Raw genomic sequence first — 17,169 nt, 5'->3', positions numbered from 1 at the left:
CTCCTTGTCAATAAAGTTTGCCGTAGGCATATAGGTGGGACTGCCAATAGCTGCTGTTCAGATTGGCGTAACTGATGGGGTCGCCGCAATGGAGCATCCAGCCATCCCCCACATAAATGCCGCAATGGGAAACGCCCGGGGTGTCATAGGTTCCCGTGAAGAAAACCAGATCGCCGGGCTTGGGGTTATTTGTCCGGGTGGAAATGTTGTAGAGCCCTTGGGCTCCCAGCCGCCCGAAGTCCCAGCCGCATTGATTATAGACATAGGACACGAAGCCGCTGCAATCAAAGGAAGTGCTGGGATTGGAGCCGCCCCACACATAGGGGAAGCCCACATATTTTTCCGCCTCCGCCAGAATAGCCGCAAAGGTTTCATCGGCCAGATATTCCTCCGGGATGTCATGCTCCGGGGGCGGGTTGGTGTACTTGGGCACATAGCCGGACTCCGGGAACAGATCGGGGCGGTTGCCCAGCGTAGCCATATAGAGGGCATACCGGGAAAGCTGTTCCTCGGACATGGTATAGATCGGAACATGGGACAGGTTGAAATTTTCCAGCGTGACATAGCTGATGTAGTAATCGTAGTACACCCGGTATCTGTCCGTATGGGTATTGCCCTCGTCATCCGTCCATGTGTCCGTTTCGTAGTAATAGCGTTCCTCCACCACCACTTCCTCGGTCAGAATGTATTGCTTTTCAAAAAGGGATTGGAGCGTACCTTGTACCTCATCCACCGTCCACGCCCCTTCGTGGAGAGCGGAAAGCATGGAAATCAGCACATAGGGATCATGCTCGATCTCGTCGAGGTCAAAGTGGTATTCGTCATAGCCGTGGGTTCTTTCGTAGCTGGCAAGATACTCCCGCAGCTCGTCCTCCAAGGCACAGTAGGCAGCTTCGGCTCCCAAAATATCGGCATCCTCGGATACATAGGTGCTGGCCGCCACCGCCCCCACAAGACCGTTGCCAACCGACGCCATAGAAGAAACGCAGGACTGGAGAGAGAAGATCAGCAGACAGCAGGCCAGCGCAATAATTACGCCCACGGGATGCCGCTTGACAAAGGCCAGCGTCCGGGCTGCCAGCTTTTCCGTGGTGACAGCCGTTTTCTCAGCGGCCTTTGCCCCTTGCTTTGCGGCCTCCCGCGCCTGTTTCGCATACTGCTTTTGGATGCGCCGCTTTTGCAGATACCGGGAAAAGGCCCCCTTGTCCAGCTCGGGATGCTCCAGAGCCGCCGCCCGAAACTGATAATCCGCCGTAGCCTTGATATGCCTGGCCTCGGCCTTGCGGACTGCTTTTGCCGGGTGTTCCCGGATGGCCTTTTTTACATGGCGCGTACCATGCCGCAGAACAGACTCGCCCACCAGCTCGGAGCGGTGAGCGCCCTCGGTGCCCACATTTTCATGCTCCACCTCGTAGATTTTGCCGTGGACAAATGCGTGAACGCTGCCGCCAGCCGCCCGGCCCGCCCGTTTCACCGGGCCGGGGCGCTTGGGCGGCTTTTGCTTTGCCAGCTTCTCCTTGGCCTTGTCCAGCTTTTCGCCCCGCTTTTCCATACGGAGCTTGGACTCCGCCGCCTGTTCCTGCCGGCTCTTGTGTCGGAATTTGGATTTAGGGGACTTCGGGACACTTTGTCCCGAAGTGCCGTTACTCGCCTTTTCGCTCATGGGCCATATCCTCCGGGCGGGTCGTCAGCAGATCGTAAATCTCACCACGCGGGAAACGGTCAATAAACGGGATGGTCACATTTCCATAAAACAACAGGCCCTCGCCCGAATTGGAGTGGGTGATGTAGGAAAGCTGGTGCTCCGAAATGCCGAGCTGTTTTGCCAAAATCGCCCGGTCACTCTGGGCCTGTGATAGCAGCACCATGAAATCGGTGTTGTCCAGAATGTTTGAGATCTCCGCGCTGGCCAGCAAGTCCTTCACATTTTGCGTCAAGGCCGACGGCACACAGCCCTTTTTACGGAGCATTTTCCAGACGGCCACAAAGTAGCTGGCGGTCAACTGGTCACGGAGCAGAACATGGAACTCGTCGAAGTAGCACCAAGTCGCCACCCCCGCCCGGTAGTTTTCATCTACTGCCTGGGTGACAAACTCATTGGTAATGTGCATGGCGATCTTGCGGAGGTTTTCACCCATGCCCTTCAGCACGATGCACACCACCCGGTTTGAGGTCTGCACATTGGTGTGGTGGTTGAACAGGTTAAGGGAGCCTGTGCAGTAGAGTTCCAGCGCCGTTGCCACCCGCTTTGCCTCGGGCTCGGGCTGTTTCAGAAGCTCCTCATACAAATCTTGAAGCAGGGGCGTTTTTGCATTTTCCAGTCCCAGCGCCATCTCCCGGTAGACCTGCCGCACACAACGGTCAATGACCGTTCGCTCGATGGGCTGTAAGCCCTCCTTGCCGCCCAAAATTAGCTCACACAGGGACAAGAGGAAATCCGCCTTCATGGATAGAGGGCTTTCGCCGCCATTCATATTCAGTTGGATGTCCATCGGGTTTAGGTGGTTGGGGCTGTCCGGGGCAATCTCAATCACCTGGGCTCCCAGCCTTCGGGCCAGCGGGACATATTCACCCATTGGGTCAACAATCACAATGCGGTCATTGGTGGCGAGAAATACATTGAGCAGTTCACGCTTGGCCGCGAAGCTCTTACCACTACCTGTTGAGCCGAGGTACATTCCGTTGGCCGACTTCAGCTTTTTGCGGTCAGCCATGATGACATTGTGGGAAAGGGCGTTCATGCCGTAGTAGAGGGCCTGCCCGCCCATGCGGAGCTCACGGGTCATAAAGGGAATAAAAATCGCCGTGGAGCTGGTGGTCATGCCCCGCTGGATCTCCAGCTCGTTATAGCCGAGGGTCAGCGCGGAAACAAACGCCTGCTCCTGTTGCCAGTCCAGACGCTTTAAGGCGCAGTTGTACTTCTGCGCGATGCCGCCCACGGTAAACACATCGTTTTCAAGCCGCTGGCGGTTGGGGGCCATGTTCACCACCGTAAAGGTCAACAGGAACATTCGCTCGTTGCGGGACTGGAGATCGGCCAGAAGCTCCGCCGCGTCCTTGCTGAAAGTGATGAGGTCGGGCGGCAAAATCTCCATATCGTACCCTGCCCGGACAGCCTTTTTCTGTTCCTCGGCCTTCATGCGGCCAATGTCGGAGATTTTTCCCTTGATGGTCTTAATGGCCTTGAGCTGATCCACCGTCTGAATGTGCATGGTAACGGTCAGCTCCGCGTCCAATTCCAAAATCTCGGCAAGGAGCTTGTCAGAGAGCTCCGACGCCAAAATCTGCAAATAGGACGCCGCGCCCCAATACCGGCCCACCCGGAAAGTGTGGCTGTCCCGGAAGTCAAAGCTATCCGGGGCGATGTAGTCCTTGGTGCCAAGGCCGTGTTTGGGAATGTCACTCCACGAAAAGCGGAACGGCTCCCGGTTGCCGGGGTGCATCTGGCTATGGAGCAGGGCCAGACGATCCCGCCCGTCCAGCGGCTCCGACTGAACGCCCAGCCGATGGAAGTTGCCCATCACATCGGCCTCCACACGCTCCAGACGGGGCCGGGCCTCGGCCACGCCCTCGGCGGGCAGTCCAAAGGTGATATATTTTGTGCGCTCAATGCCGTTGTTGCTTTTGGCAATCTGGTTTTTCAGCATGGAGGTGTACTCCTCCCGGACGCTGTTGAACTCGTCCTCAGCGGGCGGGATATTCACCTTGTAGCGGCTGCGGTCACGGGAGCGGCGGTTGATAAAGGAAAGCTGGAACGGCAGGGAGCTGTCGAAGTAATTGAGGAATGAGCTCCAGCCGCCAAAGATGGCCGTCTGATCCTCGGTGGACGCTACGGAATAGTTGATATCCTCGTATTCCACGGTTTTCGTGTAAACGCCGCCGGGGAGCTGGCACACGCCGTCCGGGTGCATGGCGATATAGGGAATGGTCTGCTGGGCCGAAAGTCCGGCCCGGCCTTTAGCGGCCCTTGCGGTGCCGCGCTTTTTGGGTTTGCTTTTTGTCTGCAATAGGCTCCTCCTTTCCCGCAAACGGAGCATAGATATTCTGCGTTTTGTACGGTCTGATGCCGGGCCGGGTGAACTTGGCCCGAATGATGTTCCGCACCACCTTTTCAAAGGGCAGGCCATCCCGCTCATACATCGCCAGCATGAACGCCGGGAGCATCACCACCAGCATGACGAACATGGCCCCGGTGCTGCCAAAGGAGCTCCGGGAAAACAGATAGGCCGGGATGCCCACCAACGCCGCGCCGCCAAAGCAGACGAGTTGGCGCTTGGTGAGGTTAAAGGCGATTTTGGTTTTGATTTTGGATAGGTCGTTAGGTACATTCACATACGGCATGATTGGCCTCCTTTCTGCCGTTTTTCACTTCGGGACACTTTGTCCCAAAGTCCGGGATCGTGGGCTCCACCTCGTTTCCCCACACATCCCAGCCGGGCGGGGTCTGCCTTGCGAACAGCTCCACACGGGGCAGATCACCCATGAGGGCCACGATCTTGTCACGGGCCTCGTCGGGCTTTTTGCTGTGGGCTTCAATGGGAGAAATGATAAACTGGTGGACATTGGCCGCCTGCCGCTTGGGGTGGCCCCGTGTTGCCAGCAGACAGATTTCAGCGTTGCCCCGCGTCCAGAAGCCCAGCCCGTAAAACCAGCTATCCACTTTTTTGTTCTTTTTCAGCCAGACAAAGGCCACGCTTTTATAGGTAAAGCCCCACGCCTCTATGAGCCGCAGGGCCTCCGGGAGCTGGGGAAAAGTCGCCCACATAAAAAGTGCGCTGTCCGGGGCCGCAAGCTCGGCCACAGGCAACGCGCACAATTCATTGATACTCATGGTGGGGTAATGGTGCTCCGCCGCCCCCTGCAACCCCTTTTGGGCGTACCGCCAAGGGGGATCGGCGTATATGATGGGATATTTACCGATGGTCATTCTCCTTTCTCGCCACGGGCCACGGCCAGCCGCGCCTGTTCAATGCGCTGGACGGCGGGGCCATAGATGGCCGGGGCGCTTTCAAAGCAGACGAAGCGGCGGCCCGTATTGAGAGCGGCCACGGCGGTTGTCCCGGAGCCAGCACAGAGATCTGCCACCACCTCGCCGGGGCGGGTGTAGGTTTTAATGAGATACTCGCACAGCTCCACGGGCTTTTGTGTGGGGTGAGCAGGATGCGCCACCGTCTGCACAAACAGCACATTCCCCGGATAGCGCCGCCCGTCATTGGATGCCGAGCCCTGGCGTTCAAACTTGCCGTAGTTGGGACTGGAGCCCTTGCGGGCGTGTACCTTGCTGTACGGTTCCCCATAAGTAAACTGCGGGAAGTAGGCCGGGGACTTCTGATAGAACACCAGAATGTTCTCCGACTTTTTCAGCGGGGCGCGGTTGGCATTGAGAAAGCCTGTCCCGCGCTCCTTGTACCATATCCACTCATACCGAAGCATGGCAAGGTTGGACGCCCCCAGCACCTTGTCATAGGGGCATTGAGCGAAGAACAGGGCCGCGCCGTTGGGCTTGACCGCCCAGCGCACCGCCTCCCACAGCGCATCCAGCGGCAAAGGCACATCCCAATAGTTTTTGGTCGTGCCGTAGGGCGGATCGGTCAAAAGCATATCCACCGAATGACGGGGTAAGGACAGCAGCCCCTCGATCCCGTCCATAAGGAAAAGTCCCTCCTGGGACTTCGGGACACTCTGTCCCAAAGCGGAAGTATCGGCCATAATCACGCCCCTTTCTAATGTGCGCCAAAGATACTTTTGCTGATAGACCCGGTTTTGAACAGCATGAAGCAGAGCAAAACCGTGTACCCCACACAGCCCCAAATGGCCCCGATGGGGTCGCCGCTGGTGGAGATACCCTGCACCAGCACGCCGTAGATGCCCACGCACAGCAGAATGAGCAAGCCTTGGAAACCAACGGCGAACAGGGATTTTAGGTAATTCTGGCCCATCTGCCCGACTTCCCGGTTAGATAGGGTCGCCACGGGGATGGGGGCCAAACTGGTCAGCATATAGATTTCCAGCATACGGCCATAGACAAGAACGAAAATAATAATGTTCAGCGCAGTCATGGTAAAGCCAATCAGCATGGACTGCATAAACAACCCCAGCAGCTCCCCAAGGCCCATCGTTTCTAAGGTGGCCTCCAGCGTGTCCAGCATCCCCGGCGTGATGTCCGTAGAGCCTTGAATAATGCCAGAGGATCGGGCAATCACGCTCTGCGACACATCGAACACCGCGTTTACAATGTTGAATGTGTTGGAGAGAATGAGGATGGCCGCCGCCGTTTTGAATATCCACTTAAAAAAGAGCCATGTGTCGATGTCGTGCAGGTTGTTCCTGTCTATGAGCATCTGGATCAGTTCATAGGTTGCAACAAAGGTTAGGATCAGTCCGGCAATCGGTAAAATCACCGTTTCGGATATTTGCCGTATGAGGGAGAAAACCCCAGCGTTCCACGCCGCCGGGGTCGTTCCCACCTGTACCGCGATCTCTCCGACTCGGGTATTCACCGTGTCAAAAAGCCCTGTGAGGTTTCCCATGATCCCCTCGATCAAAAGCCCTTTCAGCCATTCCGTGATCCATTCGGTGAGAATACCCATAAGCCGTTACCTTAAAACAGGCCAGACAGCAGGGGGATCAGAGTGGTGCCAATCACGATGATACCGCCGCCAGCCATGAGCTGCTTCATGCCCTGGCTCTTGCTACCGGGATTGTCCGAGCCGTAGCCCTCCAGCAGATTGACAACGCCCCACACGCCGAGGCCAGCGCCGAGAGCAACAACAAGGGTCTGCAAAGTAGTGATAGCGGAAGCGAAAAACTGCATATATTCCTCCATTTCTCCGGGGTCATAGCCCCGGCCATGAAAAAAGCCGCCCGGTGTGGGCGGCAAGTGACTGCTTCGGGACACTTTGTCTCGAAGTGATTTATACAAAAGCGTCGGGATCGTCGATGTCGTCATAGCTCAGGATGTCCTCGTCCTCGGCTGTGAGCGCATCTTCGGGCACCGCCGCCTCGTACACCTCGCAAACCTCGTTCAGCCCGGGCCGCCTGCGGCGGTTGATGAGCTTGTCGAGGTCAAAGGCGTTTTTGGTTTTATCGGCCTCTGCCGTGTATCGGTAATTGGGGTGCTGCTTCAAATCGTACTTTTTGGAGAAAAACGGCGGCAGGCCCCGGAGCTGCAAAATGCACTTGTCTCCGGGCATGGTCGCCAGTTCGCTGGGGGTCATCAGCTCCCGGCCCAGCCGCTGGGTGTTCTGGTTGTAGCTTTCAGACTGCCCACGGGAGCGCCCCTCGGTCTGCATAGAGATGGTGGCCTTGCCCAGCCAGTTCTCGGATATTTCCTTGATGGTGCTGGCCTCTCTGCCTCCCAAAAACACAACGCTGTCCATGTTTCCCAAAATCGTTTCAGCGTGTTTGTCGTAAATGGCCTTGCATTGGGCCAACTGCTGATACAGGAGAACCAAAGACACCTCGCGGGAGCGGATGACGGCCACCAGCTTTTCCAGCCCCGGCACCTGTCCCGTGTTAGCCGCCTCGTCCCAAAGCACCCGCACATGATGGGGCAGGCGGCCCCCATGCACATTGTCTGCCCGCTCACAGAGCAGATTGAACATTTGCGAAAAGGCCAGAGCCACCAAAAAATTGTAGGTGCTGTCCGTGTCAGAGATGACAAAGAAAGTAGCTGTTTTCCTATCGCCCATGCGGTCAAGCTCCAGCTCGTCATAGGACATAATTTCCCGGAGCTGGGGAATGTCAAAGGGAGCCAAACGAGCGCCGCAGGAGATCAAAATGCTTTTCGCCGTCTTGCCGCTGCTTAACTTGTACTTTTTGTACTGCTTCACGGCGAAGCAATCGGGCTTGCGCTTTTCCAGCCCCGCAAACATATAGTCCACGGCGTTCATAAAGTCCTCGTCATCCTCCTTGACCTCCATCCCGGAAATCATGTCCACCAGCGTGTTCATGTTTCGATCCTCGGCGGGGCCCTCAAAGATGATATAGGCGATAAGCGCACAATACAAAAGTGTCTCGGCCTTCGTCCAAAACGGATCGCCCTCCTTGCCCTCTCCCTTGGTGTTGGAGATCAGCGCATTGACAAACTTTAGGATGTCGGCCTCGTTCTTGATGTACGCCAGCGGGTTATAGTGCATGGACTTGGAAAAATCAATGCTATTAAAAACCTTGATTTTATATCCCCGCTTTTTTTGCAGGAAGTAGCCCACTTGCCCGAGGACACCGCCCTTGGGATCAACCACCACATACGAGGAATGGGCTTGAAGAAGCTGAGGGGTCAGCCAGAAGCGGGTTTTGCCCGAGCCAGACGATCCGATGATACAGGCGTTGAGGTTGCGGGCATTGGCCGGGATCTTCGGGCGGGTGTTCATGGTGAGAAGCTCCGTCCCGGTGAGAATGACATTGTTTTCAAACTTTGGATCGACAAAAGGCTGGATGTCTTTAGGGCCGCCCCAACGGGAACTGCCGTATTCCTCATCCCGGCGATATTTTTTGGCATTTTTGCTTTTGAAGTAGATCAGTAGCCGAAAAGCCACAGCGCCCACAATGCCAATGAGCCAGTCAAAGGGATCAAGCCCCGGCGAAAAATCCGCAAAGGCCACGCCGATGGTCTGCATCAGCCCCAGCAGCTTTTCCCCGAAGTTCGCACCAGCGGCCAGACGGTAGGTCATCCCCATTTTCAAGCAGGCCCAGCCGATAAACAGATACGGGATATTGGGAAGTACATATTTTCTGATTTTATCTGTCCGCATGGGCCGCCTCCTTTACGCGCTCCTTCTGGCGGGGCTTTTCCTTGGCAAGCTGATCCGCCGCCCGTTTGAGCTGTTCCCGGATGGGGACGCGCCGAGACTTGGATTTATCCAGCACCTTCCGGGAGTATTCAGAAAAACAGGCCGTCATAGCGTCGGCCTGTCCAGACTTGAAGAAAAGCAGATATTTGTCCGGCCCGGTCTTGTAAAAGGCGTAGTCCACATTCCACTTCCGGGCTACCCGGTCAAATACCTTGGGCGCGTCCACCTCGATACTGCTGGTGGCCGCGCCGTGGGCCATGAGCTTTTTCACGCTCTGTTTGCCGTGGGGCGTTTGGGCCTCCCGGCGGGCCTTGGCAACCTTACGGCCAACGGCCCGGAGCGCATAGGCAAGGCTTCGGGCCGTCAGCTTACTGGCCTTCATGGAAATTGCGATTGTGCGCCGGGAAATATCTTCGTCAACCAGCTATACCACCTCCTTGCTTTGGGACAAAGTGTCCCGAAGTTCTAACGCTCCTCGTGTCCCGGAATGATACGGTGCTTGGCCGTGTCCCGGGCGGAGCCGTCAATAATTTCTTTGTAGGCCGCCATCTGCTCCCGGATGGAAAGCTGGGGGTAAGCGAATACCCGGTGTTCAGGGGGAATGTCCTCAATCCCGTGGTACAGTTCTACAAAGTTGTTGCTTACTCGGGTCAGATAGCCGCCGGGGGCAAAGTGCCCGCCCTCGTTCAGCCGCATATCCCGCCCGTATGCCTCGAAGTCAAAATAGTTGATTAGATTTTCGGGCACCTCCAGTAACCCCATATCCTCCACATAAATGCGCCCCAGCGTTTCATCGTCCGATACGCCGGGGTGGAGGTCGTAGCAATCCAGATTGTGAACGAGGTTGATGATGTCGGCCACGCTGGAAGTATGGTCGCCCTTGTTGAGAACGGCCTCCAGCGTTTCCAGTTCACCTTGATCCAGTTCAGAGAGCAGATGGGCCAGATGGTTGAGCTCGTCCAGATTTTCATATTCGCTCAGATAGTCATACAGGCCCAGCACATCACCGTCAAAAGAAACAATGAAAATCTCTTGATACCGCACACCGTCCACGCCGATCCGCTTTAAGAGTGACTGCACCTCCTCGGTGGTGGTGGGGAACTTTAAGATTTCCCCAGCATCCACGCCATAGTCGGCGTACTTCCCGGCGTTGGTAACATAGGCTTCAAACAGGGTCATGCAGCACCTCCTTGATCCCCGCCATAATGTACTCGGCACAGGGCAGGGCGATGGCGTTCCCCAATGCCTTATAGCGGCTGGCCGCCCGTATTTCCTCGCCGCCTGCGCCGTATTTTGTCCAGCCCTCGGGCAAGCCCATCAGACGCTCGCACTCCAGCTCCGTGGGAAACCTAACAAAGCCCCCGGCGGGATCGTCCTCATACCAAAAGGCAAAGGGAGCCACGCCGCCCGCTAAAAGAGTGGGAAAAGGGTCAGTTGGTAATCCGAAGCTGTTTCGGAACGCTTCCTGCGTCCTGTCTTTGGCCGACGCCCGCATACGGAAGCATTGAAAGGGTCGGGTGACGGGTACGCGCCCCCCTGCTTCAAGAAAAGTGCCTCGATCTCCTTCGGGGGAGGACAGCCCGCGATCTCCGCCAGCTTCAGAAAGTGGGTGCATTGGGCGGGGCTTAAATAGTATTTCGTGGGAGCGTCGACCTCCAAAATCCGCCACGAGGAAGATACGCTGCCGTCGTGCCAGTCGGGGGCTTGCCCAATATTGGGCGTCCATGAGCCGCCATGAGAGGTCAGGCGTTCCCCCTCGCACCATTCCGGCTCCTGCCCATCTTCCAGAAGCAGGCATTGGAATGTCGGCGGCGTTGAACGCGGATAGCACGGCTCTAAAGTCCATCCTGTCATTTGATGAAAACGCTCCCATGACATTTTCCCAAACAGCGATAACTGGAAATAGATTGTCAGTTGCATCCCTCATTTCTTTGATAATGCGGATCGCTTGAAAAAACAGGCTGGACTTTGCGCCAGCCAAGCCGTCCCGGTTGCCGATTTGGGACAGGTTTTGACACGGCGATCCAAAGGTCAGCACATGGACGGGCGGGATGGCCCCGCCGTCCATGCGGGTGATGTCGCCCAAGTGGGCCATATCCGGGAAGTGCCGTTTTGTGATGGAGATAGGGGCCTTTTCGATCTCGCTGGCCCATACCGGGGTGATCCCGCAGCGGGCTGCCGCCAGCGGGAACACCCCGATCCCATCAAACAGGCTCCCCAGCTTAATCGTCATTTCGTCTGCGGCCCTGTCCCTTGACGGTCAAAATGCCCTCAAGGGTGGTCGCTGTGATCCCCAGCCGCTGGGCAACGGCGATGTCGTTTTTCATGGCCTCGGTGACGGTATGGCCGCACACCACCAGCACATGAGAGCGTCGGAGCAGGTCACGGCTCATATCAATGCCGCTTTTATGCTCCTCAGGAACAGCGTCGTTGAGGAACAGGGGCAGATACAGGGTGGGACAGATGGGCGAAAAGCCCGCCTCATACACAGCGCGGCAATACTGCGCCGCCCGTTCCGCATTTTCGCTGTCGCCGCCGTACCATGCGGCGGTAACATACGCAAGGGGTCGTTTCATATTGAATACCTCCGATATTTTATAATGTAGGTTCAGCCCAATCCCCCCGCCCTTTCCCAATCATGGGAAAGGGGGCGGCTCTGGAGGATATACCCCCGTCGCGCCGCTGGGAGTAGCACAGCCGGGGCCGCCCGTCAAGGGCAAGCCGCCGCAAGCGGCGGGGCCATGCCCCCTTGACAGGCAGCTCCCGACTGCGCTTTGGTTTGAGCGGCGACGGGGGATAAATCCAAAGAGCCCTCTGCGAAAGGGCATGAAAAAACCTCGGGACAAAGTGTCTCGAGGTTACTTCTCCAAATCCGCCTTTTTCTCGGGCTTTTTCAGCTCGGGCGGCTGTTTCTCTTTCCATTCGTCCAGCAGGGACATGATCTGCTCCTTCATTTTGACAGGAGTGACCTCCTTGCCAAAATACTTTTCCAGTTCGGCCATAGAAATAATCACGCCGCGATCCTCCTTTTTCTTTTCACTCAGAATACCATCAATCACATCGCCGTTGAGCTTGCCCGCCTGATCCAGCTCCCGAAGCCGTTTCGCCTGGGCGTGGGAGGGCGAGGACTGCTCACCGTCGATAGACACGGCAATCAACCTCTGGTTTTTCGGTTTGATGTACGAGAGCTCCACGGCGGGCATGAAACCCAGCCCCTTCTCGTCCACCTTACTCAGCAGCTCCGGGACAAGGGAATTAAGGCGAAGATACCGCATGACCTTTTTGTAGTTCATATCGTGCGCTTCGCCAACGATCTCAACAGAGCGTTTTCCCACATCACCGGGAGCAACGCCGTCCAGCCGCCCGCCCTGGTGCTTGATGGCCTCCACTTCCAAATCCAGCAGGGAGGCCAATTCGCTGGGAAGTGTCTGATCTCGCTGCTTGTTACTGTCCCGCATGGCCTGCACAGCTTCTTGGTCGGTCATATCCCGGACAATAAAGGGCATTTCCTCCAGCCCTGCCAGTTCACTGCCGCGAGTACGGCGGTGGCCCGCGATAATCTCAAAACCGTTGCCGTCTTTCTCCGGGCGGGCAAGGCCGGGAACCATAACGCCGTTTGCTTTAATGGATGCGACGGTTTCCTGCATCTTGGCGTCGTCCGTGACCTTGAACGGATGGGGACGGAATGTGTGGAACGGGTGGAGTTCGGAGAGTTTCAGATAGACCAGCTTGCCCTCCTCCACAGGACGGGGCGGGGGCGTAGGTGTCTGGGGCTCCGCCGCGATCCCGGCACCGGGGCCAGCACCACCGCCAGCGGCGGCCTGTTCCGGGGCGGGAGCCTCCTTGACCGTTGCGGCCTTTTTACCTTGGGACACTTTGTCTCGAGGTTTGGGCGGCTGGGCCTCGTCGGGGGCCGCCTTGTCAGCCTTGGGTGGGCGGTCCCTGCGAGGCTTTGCCGCCGTCTGCTCTTTGTCTGCCTTGGGTGCGGCCTGCTCCGTTTTTTCAGCCTTCGGGGGACGGCCACGGCGGGGCTTTTTCTGTTCAGCCGCAACCTCCTCCTGCGGCTTTTCCTCCGGGGCCTGTTCAGTCGCTTTCTCGGGCTGGCTGGGAGTGGGAGCCTCCGGGGTAAGCGGTTCGGCCTGTTCCACAGCATGGCGGGCCGCCGCCCGCTGTTCTGCCATCAGCTCCTCGATTTTCTCAAAGGGTACAACCACATCGCCGGGAGCGGGCTGGGCCGGGGTAGTACCGGGCCCATCAGCTACGGGAGCCTCGGGGGTGTTATGCTCCTCCGCGCCCGTGGGCTGTTTCTTTTCTTCCATTTGCTAACCTCCTATCTTTTTGTAATGTTGCACAAAATTTCACTTGAAAATTTTGCACTTATTTTTTTGAAAAATCCTGCCTCCTTCCGAGCTTTCCACGCAAAAAAGCCGCCCTTGGTCTTGACCGGGCGGCCTTTTGCGTAATGTGATAGCTCTGTTTTATTTTGTTGGGTGTTGTAGGCTCCGAAAAGCCTTGTATTTGTAGTTTTCCTATTTTATAGGGCACATATGCTCCTTAGCATCGTCAATTAAATCTATATTTATACGACGATGATCACTAGTTGCACATAAAAAATGTGCGGTTGCCAATTGCGGGTCATACCCCAAGGCGTCTTCCGAGGCAATAGCGTAGAGTAATAGTTGCTTAGTCACACTTTCAATACGAGCGTTTACGTCGAGATCTTCCCCTAGTTTTCCTGTTTTAAAATCGACTAACTCTATAACTCGGTCATTTGCGTCCTCGTGGTCTACCCTATTAAGAAGATCGATCGTTCCACTAATAAGTGCGTCTCCAATGATAAATTCAAATGGTTTTTCCGCTTTTAAGACTTTGCTGCTCAAGTTAGGATCATCATAAATATACCTTTTAATTATCCTCTTTGCAGCAGCTTTCATTGCATCCAAAGGATCCCCGCGTGTATACCGCAAGTTAAAATGTCTATCAATTTGTGTATCCACCCAATTGTCGTTTACCAAGGTTGGATTTTTAACAATTGTATCATGAAGAAGGGCTAAGAAATTGTGAATTTGTTGTCCGTAGCCATATCCTTCGCTAACACCAGGACTAAACCCCATAAGGCGCCGCAGTTGATAATCATGTGGACAGTTCCAATAATAACTCAAATCACTGAACGATGTGGGCAAGAGTGTAGCGTCTATTGGGACGACTGAATCAATTCGATTAGGGCGGTCAAAAATTATATTCGGATCAGTGGAAACGTAATTGTGCCTTATGTTTGCTGCAAATTCTGACTGATGTGTCTTGGGGCGTTCTATACCTGATATATAAAGGAACTTTTTGCTTCTTGTTAACGCGACATACCAAAGTCGCAGTTCCTCATCAAACCGCTCACGTACTTCCGTTGCATCATCGGTAGCGCGTGGCCTTCCGAGGCACTCACTTGAGGCTAACAAGTGTTCATCGCCAGCATTCCTCATCTGAGAAGGGAATCTTCTGCTGGTCATAGCTGGAATAAATACAACTGGCCACTCAAGACCTTTTGCCTGATGAACCGTTGTTATTTGTATGGCATTCTGACCACCAATATCTTGATGCTTTATATCATTTGCTTCTCTGGCGACCCAATATCCAAGATAGTATGTAAAATAATATAATTCGGATGGGGTTACCCATTGATGGACGGACTCAAAGGCTAAGATAAGCTCACTAAACCTACCAAGGTTATATAAAATAGCTTCATCCCACTGTGCTAAATTAGCGCCAAGCTGTTCGAGCATTTCATAAAATATGTCTTGGGGGTACAACCTTCTTGGAAGGTTATACCGTTCTCTATCTTCACGAGTGCGCATACGACTCACTAATAAACTCTTCTGAGCAATCCATGCTAAAAAGGTGTTACTATCAGCGCCAGGCATACGGCCCGTGTCACGCATAAAATCAATGCAGGTACGGAGTACATCCCGAGTCTGTGCTTCATCGTAAAAAAGATAGTGATTGTAACGATCTGGATCAGGAATGACATATTGACTGTTACTTATCAAACAAAACGCCGTGTGAATAATTTTTATTTCTCTATTCTCAAATAACCCTTTTGCTCCTTTTACTATATATTTTATGTCACGTTTATCCAATTCATCCATGAGAGGACGTGCATAATTTATACTACGACAAAGAACGGCCATATCTGCATATGATAAGCCTCTCTCCACACCGTTTTCATTCCAAGGCAAACCAACCAGTTCTTGTATCCTATCAACTACATATTCTGCTTCATCATCTTCTGAACTAAACGTACAATTCCATATATCTCCATGTTCCGACATGGTCTCTTCAAAACTGTCAGTCTCCACACTATAGTGCTTGGCTTCCATTGTTTTCGGAAGTCGCCGAGCTAATCCAGGCACATTTTTTCTACCGATTTTGCAGCCTGAGACTGCTGTATTTGCAATTTCTACTACGGCATGTGTAGATCGAAAGTTGCTTGTCATTGCTATTGATTTCACATTGGGATATTTAGTAGAAAAATTTAAAATGTTTTCAACCGTGGCGCCACGAAAACGATATATTGCTTGATCATCATCGCCTACTGCACAAATATTTACAGCGCGACCGGTATCACTTAAAAGAGATATAAGTAATTCTTGTCTATCATCGACATCTTGATATTCATCTACAAAAATATTAGTAAATTTTTCTCGCACCTGATTGAGTAACGTATTATCCATTTGTAAACGCAAAGTTAATTCCGCAATTATTTCATTAAATGTTAAAAAACAGTTTGGACTAGATTTCAAAAAGTTGTTATAACGTTTAATAGCTTCAACTAAAACAGGATTAGATAATGTATCAGCATTTATATTTTCACGGTATAAGATTTCCAGAGTTTCTATAAATCGCTTTATAGTATCAATTTTAGATTTTCCATTTAGTTGCTCTAATCCAAAATTTTCATATTGTGAAACAATTATTGCGGCCTGACGTTTTTCATCAATAATTTCATAATTGCGATATGAGGCATCTAATTCTTTAAGCAACTGAAGACTAAAACTATGTATAGTACCTACATACATATCCCCTAATGAGGCATCTTCTAAAAGGCCATCTTCTTGGAGATTAGCCATTTCTTTGCGGATACGCGATTTCAACTCACCAGCTGCCATATCTGTAAATGTGAAAGCAACAATGCTGTCTCTGGGGGTACCCTCAGAAACTAATAAGGCAATTCTACGCGATAATACCTGAGTCTTACCGCTTCCTGCACATGCGATGATAAGTAAGTTCCCACCCCTATAGTTCAGGGCTTCAAGTTGATGCTTTGTATACTTCATCATTTTTCTCCTTTAGGTAAAAAGGCACCTGCCAAGTTTTTCACTAGGTTAACTGGCACCGCATTACCAATTTGCATTGCGACCTCACCAGGTGTACCGCTAAACTTATAAGTTAGTGGAAAGGTTTGTAGTAAAGCAGCTTCGCGAAGTGTAATTGCACGATCTTTACATGGATGAGCATACCGCCCTTTCGTTATGTCTGTACATCCAGTTGTTAAAGTTGGAGATACACTATCCCATCGCATTCTTCCATAAACATCACAATAATGTTTAGGTTCACCTGCATCCTCAAGCTTTTTATGGCATGCAAGTACGAGTGAAGCAGGCAATTCATTTCGACTGCCACCATCGTGTGAAATATGCCGGAGTCGCTCTAATGCTTTCGAACTATGCTTTCGACTAAAATGCAAAGGGTCTTCAAAATTTTCTCCTATAGGAGCCTCAGGCAAATCGGCAATTGTTTGCCTGACGGTTTTTCTGTTCCCATTTGGTGTAACAGGAGGCGGCAAAATAAAGGGATCAACCTTTTTTTGTGATGCTACGATAATACATCTAGCACGTCTTTGCGGCACTTCATAATCAGCTGCATCAACGACAACAGGGGAAGTTAGTACATAGCCTAGCTTTTCTAATCCCCCCTTAAGTGTATCCATAACAATATTGTTTTTAGATAACCCAGGAACGTTTTCAAAAAAAATGTATTGGGGTCTTAGAACTCTAGCAAAGCGAATAGACTGCAATATAAGATAAACCCTTTCATCAGGCTTTACAGATTTATTAAGTCTACTGAAAGGCTGGCAAGGTGCACATACGACTAGGAGGTCTAACTTCTGACCGCATAAAAGTTTTTTTATACTTTGAGCACTCGTTTTTCTTATATCTTTATTAAAAAATGTAACATTAGGATGATTTAGTATATAAGTTTTATAGCAAATGGAATTATTATCTACTGCCGCAATAACAGTAAAGCCAGCTTGCTTTAAGCCCTCTGTAACCCCACCACAACCACAAAAAAGGTCAACAGCAATCGGAGCGAAAGACTTATCCAT

The 17,169-nt window shown here is 53.0% G+C and carries 15 protein-coding genes; all 15 read right to left on the bottom strand.

The annotated features are described in order from the left end of the window. Positions 1-7: 7 nt before the first annotated feature. Positions 8-1,663, bottom strand: coding sequence for a CD1108 family mobile element protein (locus tag H8S62_RS00625; RefSeq protein WP_186918170.1), 1,656 nt, complete (start codon positions 1,661-1,663; stop codon positions 8-10). Continuing rightward, complete coding sequence (locus H8S62_RS00620; protein ID WP_408059044.1) at positions 1,644-4,037, bottom strand: VirB4-like conjugal transfer ATPase, CD1110 family; 2,394 nt, start codon at positions 4,035-4,037, stop codon at positions 1,644-1,646. The genes H8S62_RS00625 and H8S62_RS00620 overlap by 20 nt, the downstream gene beginning before the upstream one ends. Then, positions 3,958-4,341, bottom strand: coding sequence for a PrgI family protein (locus H8S62_RS00615; RefSeq protein WP_186918169.1), 384 nt, complete (start codon positions 4,339-4,341; stop codon positions 3,958-3,960). The genes H8S62_RS00620 and H8S62_RS00615 overlap by 80 nt, the downstream gene beginning before the upstream one ends. Further along, positions 4,319-4,927, bottom strand: coding sequence for an MT-A70 family methyltransferase (locus H8S62_RS00610; RefSeq protein ID WP_186918168.1), 609 nt, complete (start codon positions 4,925-4,927; stop codon positions 4,319-4,321). The genes H8S62_RS00615 and H8S62_RS00610 overlap by 23 nt, the downstream gene beginning before the upstream one ends. Beyond that, complete coding sequence (locus H8S62_RS00605; RefSeq protein WP_186918167.1) at positions 4,924-5,709, bottom strand: DNA-methyltransferase; 786 nt, start codon at positions 5,707-5,709, stop codon at positions 4,924-4,926. The genes H8S62_RS00610 and H8S62_RS00605 overlap by 4 nt, the downstream gene beginning before the upstream one ends. 14 nt (positions 5,710-5,723) lie before the next feature. Further along, positions 5,724-6,590, bottom strand: coding sequence for a VirB6/TrbL-like conjugal transfer protein, CD1112 family (locus H8S62_RS00600; protein ID WP_186918166.1), 867 nt, complete (start codon positions 6,588-6,590; stop codon positions 5,724-5,726). An 11-nt stretch (positions 6,591-6,601) separates the two neighbouring features. Next, positions 6,602-6,814, bottom strand: a complete 213-nt coding sequence (locus tag H8S62_RS00595) for a Maff2 family mobile element protein (RefSeq protein WP_186918330.1) — start codon at positions 6,812-6,814, stop codon at positions 6,602-6,604. A gap of 100 nt (positions 6,815-6,914) precedes the next feature. Next, a complete protein-coding gene (locus tag H8S62_RS00590) occupies positions 6,915-8,753 on the bottom strand; it encodes a VirD4-like conjugal transfer protein, CD1115 family (RefSeq protein ID WP_186918165.1) in 1,839 nt (612 codons plus the stop codon). Further along, on the bottom strand, positions 8,740-9,174 hold the full coding sequence (locus tag H8S62_RS00585; protein WP_186918164.1) for a PcfB family protein: 435 nt from the start codon (positions 9,172-9,174) through the stop codon (positions 8,740-8,742). Before H8S62_RS00585 ends, H8S62_RS00590 begins: the two co-directional genes overlap by 14 nt. An 83-nt stretch (positions 9,175-9,257) precedes the next feature. Further along, the gene (locus H8S62_RS00580; protein ID WP_186918163.1) at positions 9,258-9,971 is read right to left on the bottom strand and encodes an antirestriction protein ArdA; all 714 of its coding nucleotides are present in this window, start codon (positions 9,969-9,971) and stop codon (positions 9,258-9,260) included. Next, positions 9,958-11,025 carry a DNA cytosine methyltransferase gene (locus H8S62_RS00575; protein WP_186918162.1) on the bottom strand — a complete coding sequence of 356 codons (1,068 nt, stop codon included), beginning with the start codon at positions 11,023-11,025 and terminating at the stop codon, positions 9,958-9,960. The genes H8S62_RS00580 and H8S62_RS00575 overlap by 14 nt, the downstream gene beginning before the upstream one ends. Continuing rightward, positions 11,015-11,368, bottom strand: coding sequence for a DUF7768 domain-containing protein (locus H8S62_RS00570; protein ID WP_186918161.1), 354 nt, complete (start codon positions 11,366-11,368; stop codon positions 11,015-11,017). Before H8S62_RS00570 ends, H8S62_RS00575 begins: the two co-directional genes overlap by 11 nt. A gap of 282 nt (positions 11,369-11,650) precedes the next feature. Then, positions 11,651-13,111, bottom strand: coding sequence for a ParB/RepB/Spo0J family partition protein (locus H8S62_RS00565; RefSeq protein ID WP_186918160.1), 1,461 nt, complete (start codon positions 13,109-13,111; stop codon positions 11,651-11,653). Positions 13,112-13,321: 210 nt separating this feature from the next. Next, on the bottom strand, positions 13,322-16,120 hold the full coding sequence (locus H8S62_RS00560) for an ATP-dependent helicase (protein WP_186918159.1): 2,799 nt from the start codon (positions 16,118-16,120) through the stop codon (positions 13,322-13,324). Then, complete coding sequence (locus H8S62_RS00555; RefSeq protein ID WP_186918158.1) at positions 16,120-17,169, bottom strand: DNA cytosine methyltransferase; 1,050 nt, start codon at positions 17,167-17,169, stop codon at positions 16,120-16,122. Before H8S62_RS00555 ends, H8S62_RS00560 begins: the two co-directional genes overlap by 1 nt.

The organism is Lawsonibacter faecis (assembly GCF_014287675.1).
GTDB lineage: Bacteria > Bacillota > Clostridia > Oscillospirales > Oscillospiraceae > Pseudoflavonifractor > Pseudoflavonifractor faecis.
The sequence above is the reverse complement of the archived record's forward strand: the minus strand, read 5'-3'. Positions and strand labels throughout refer to the sequence as shown.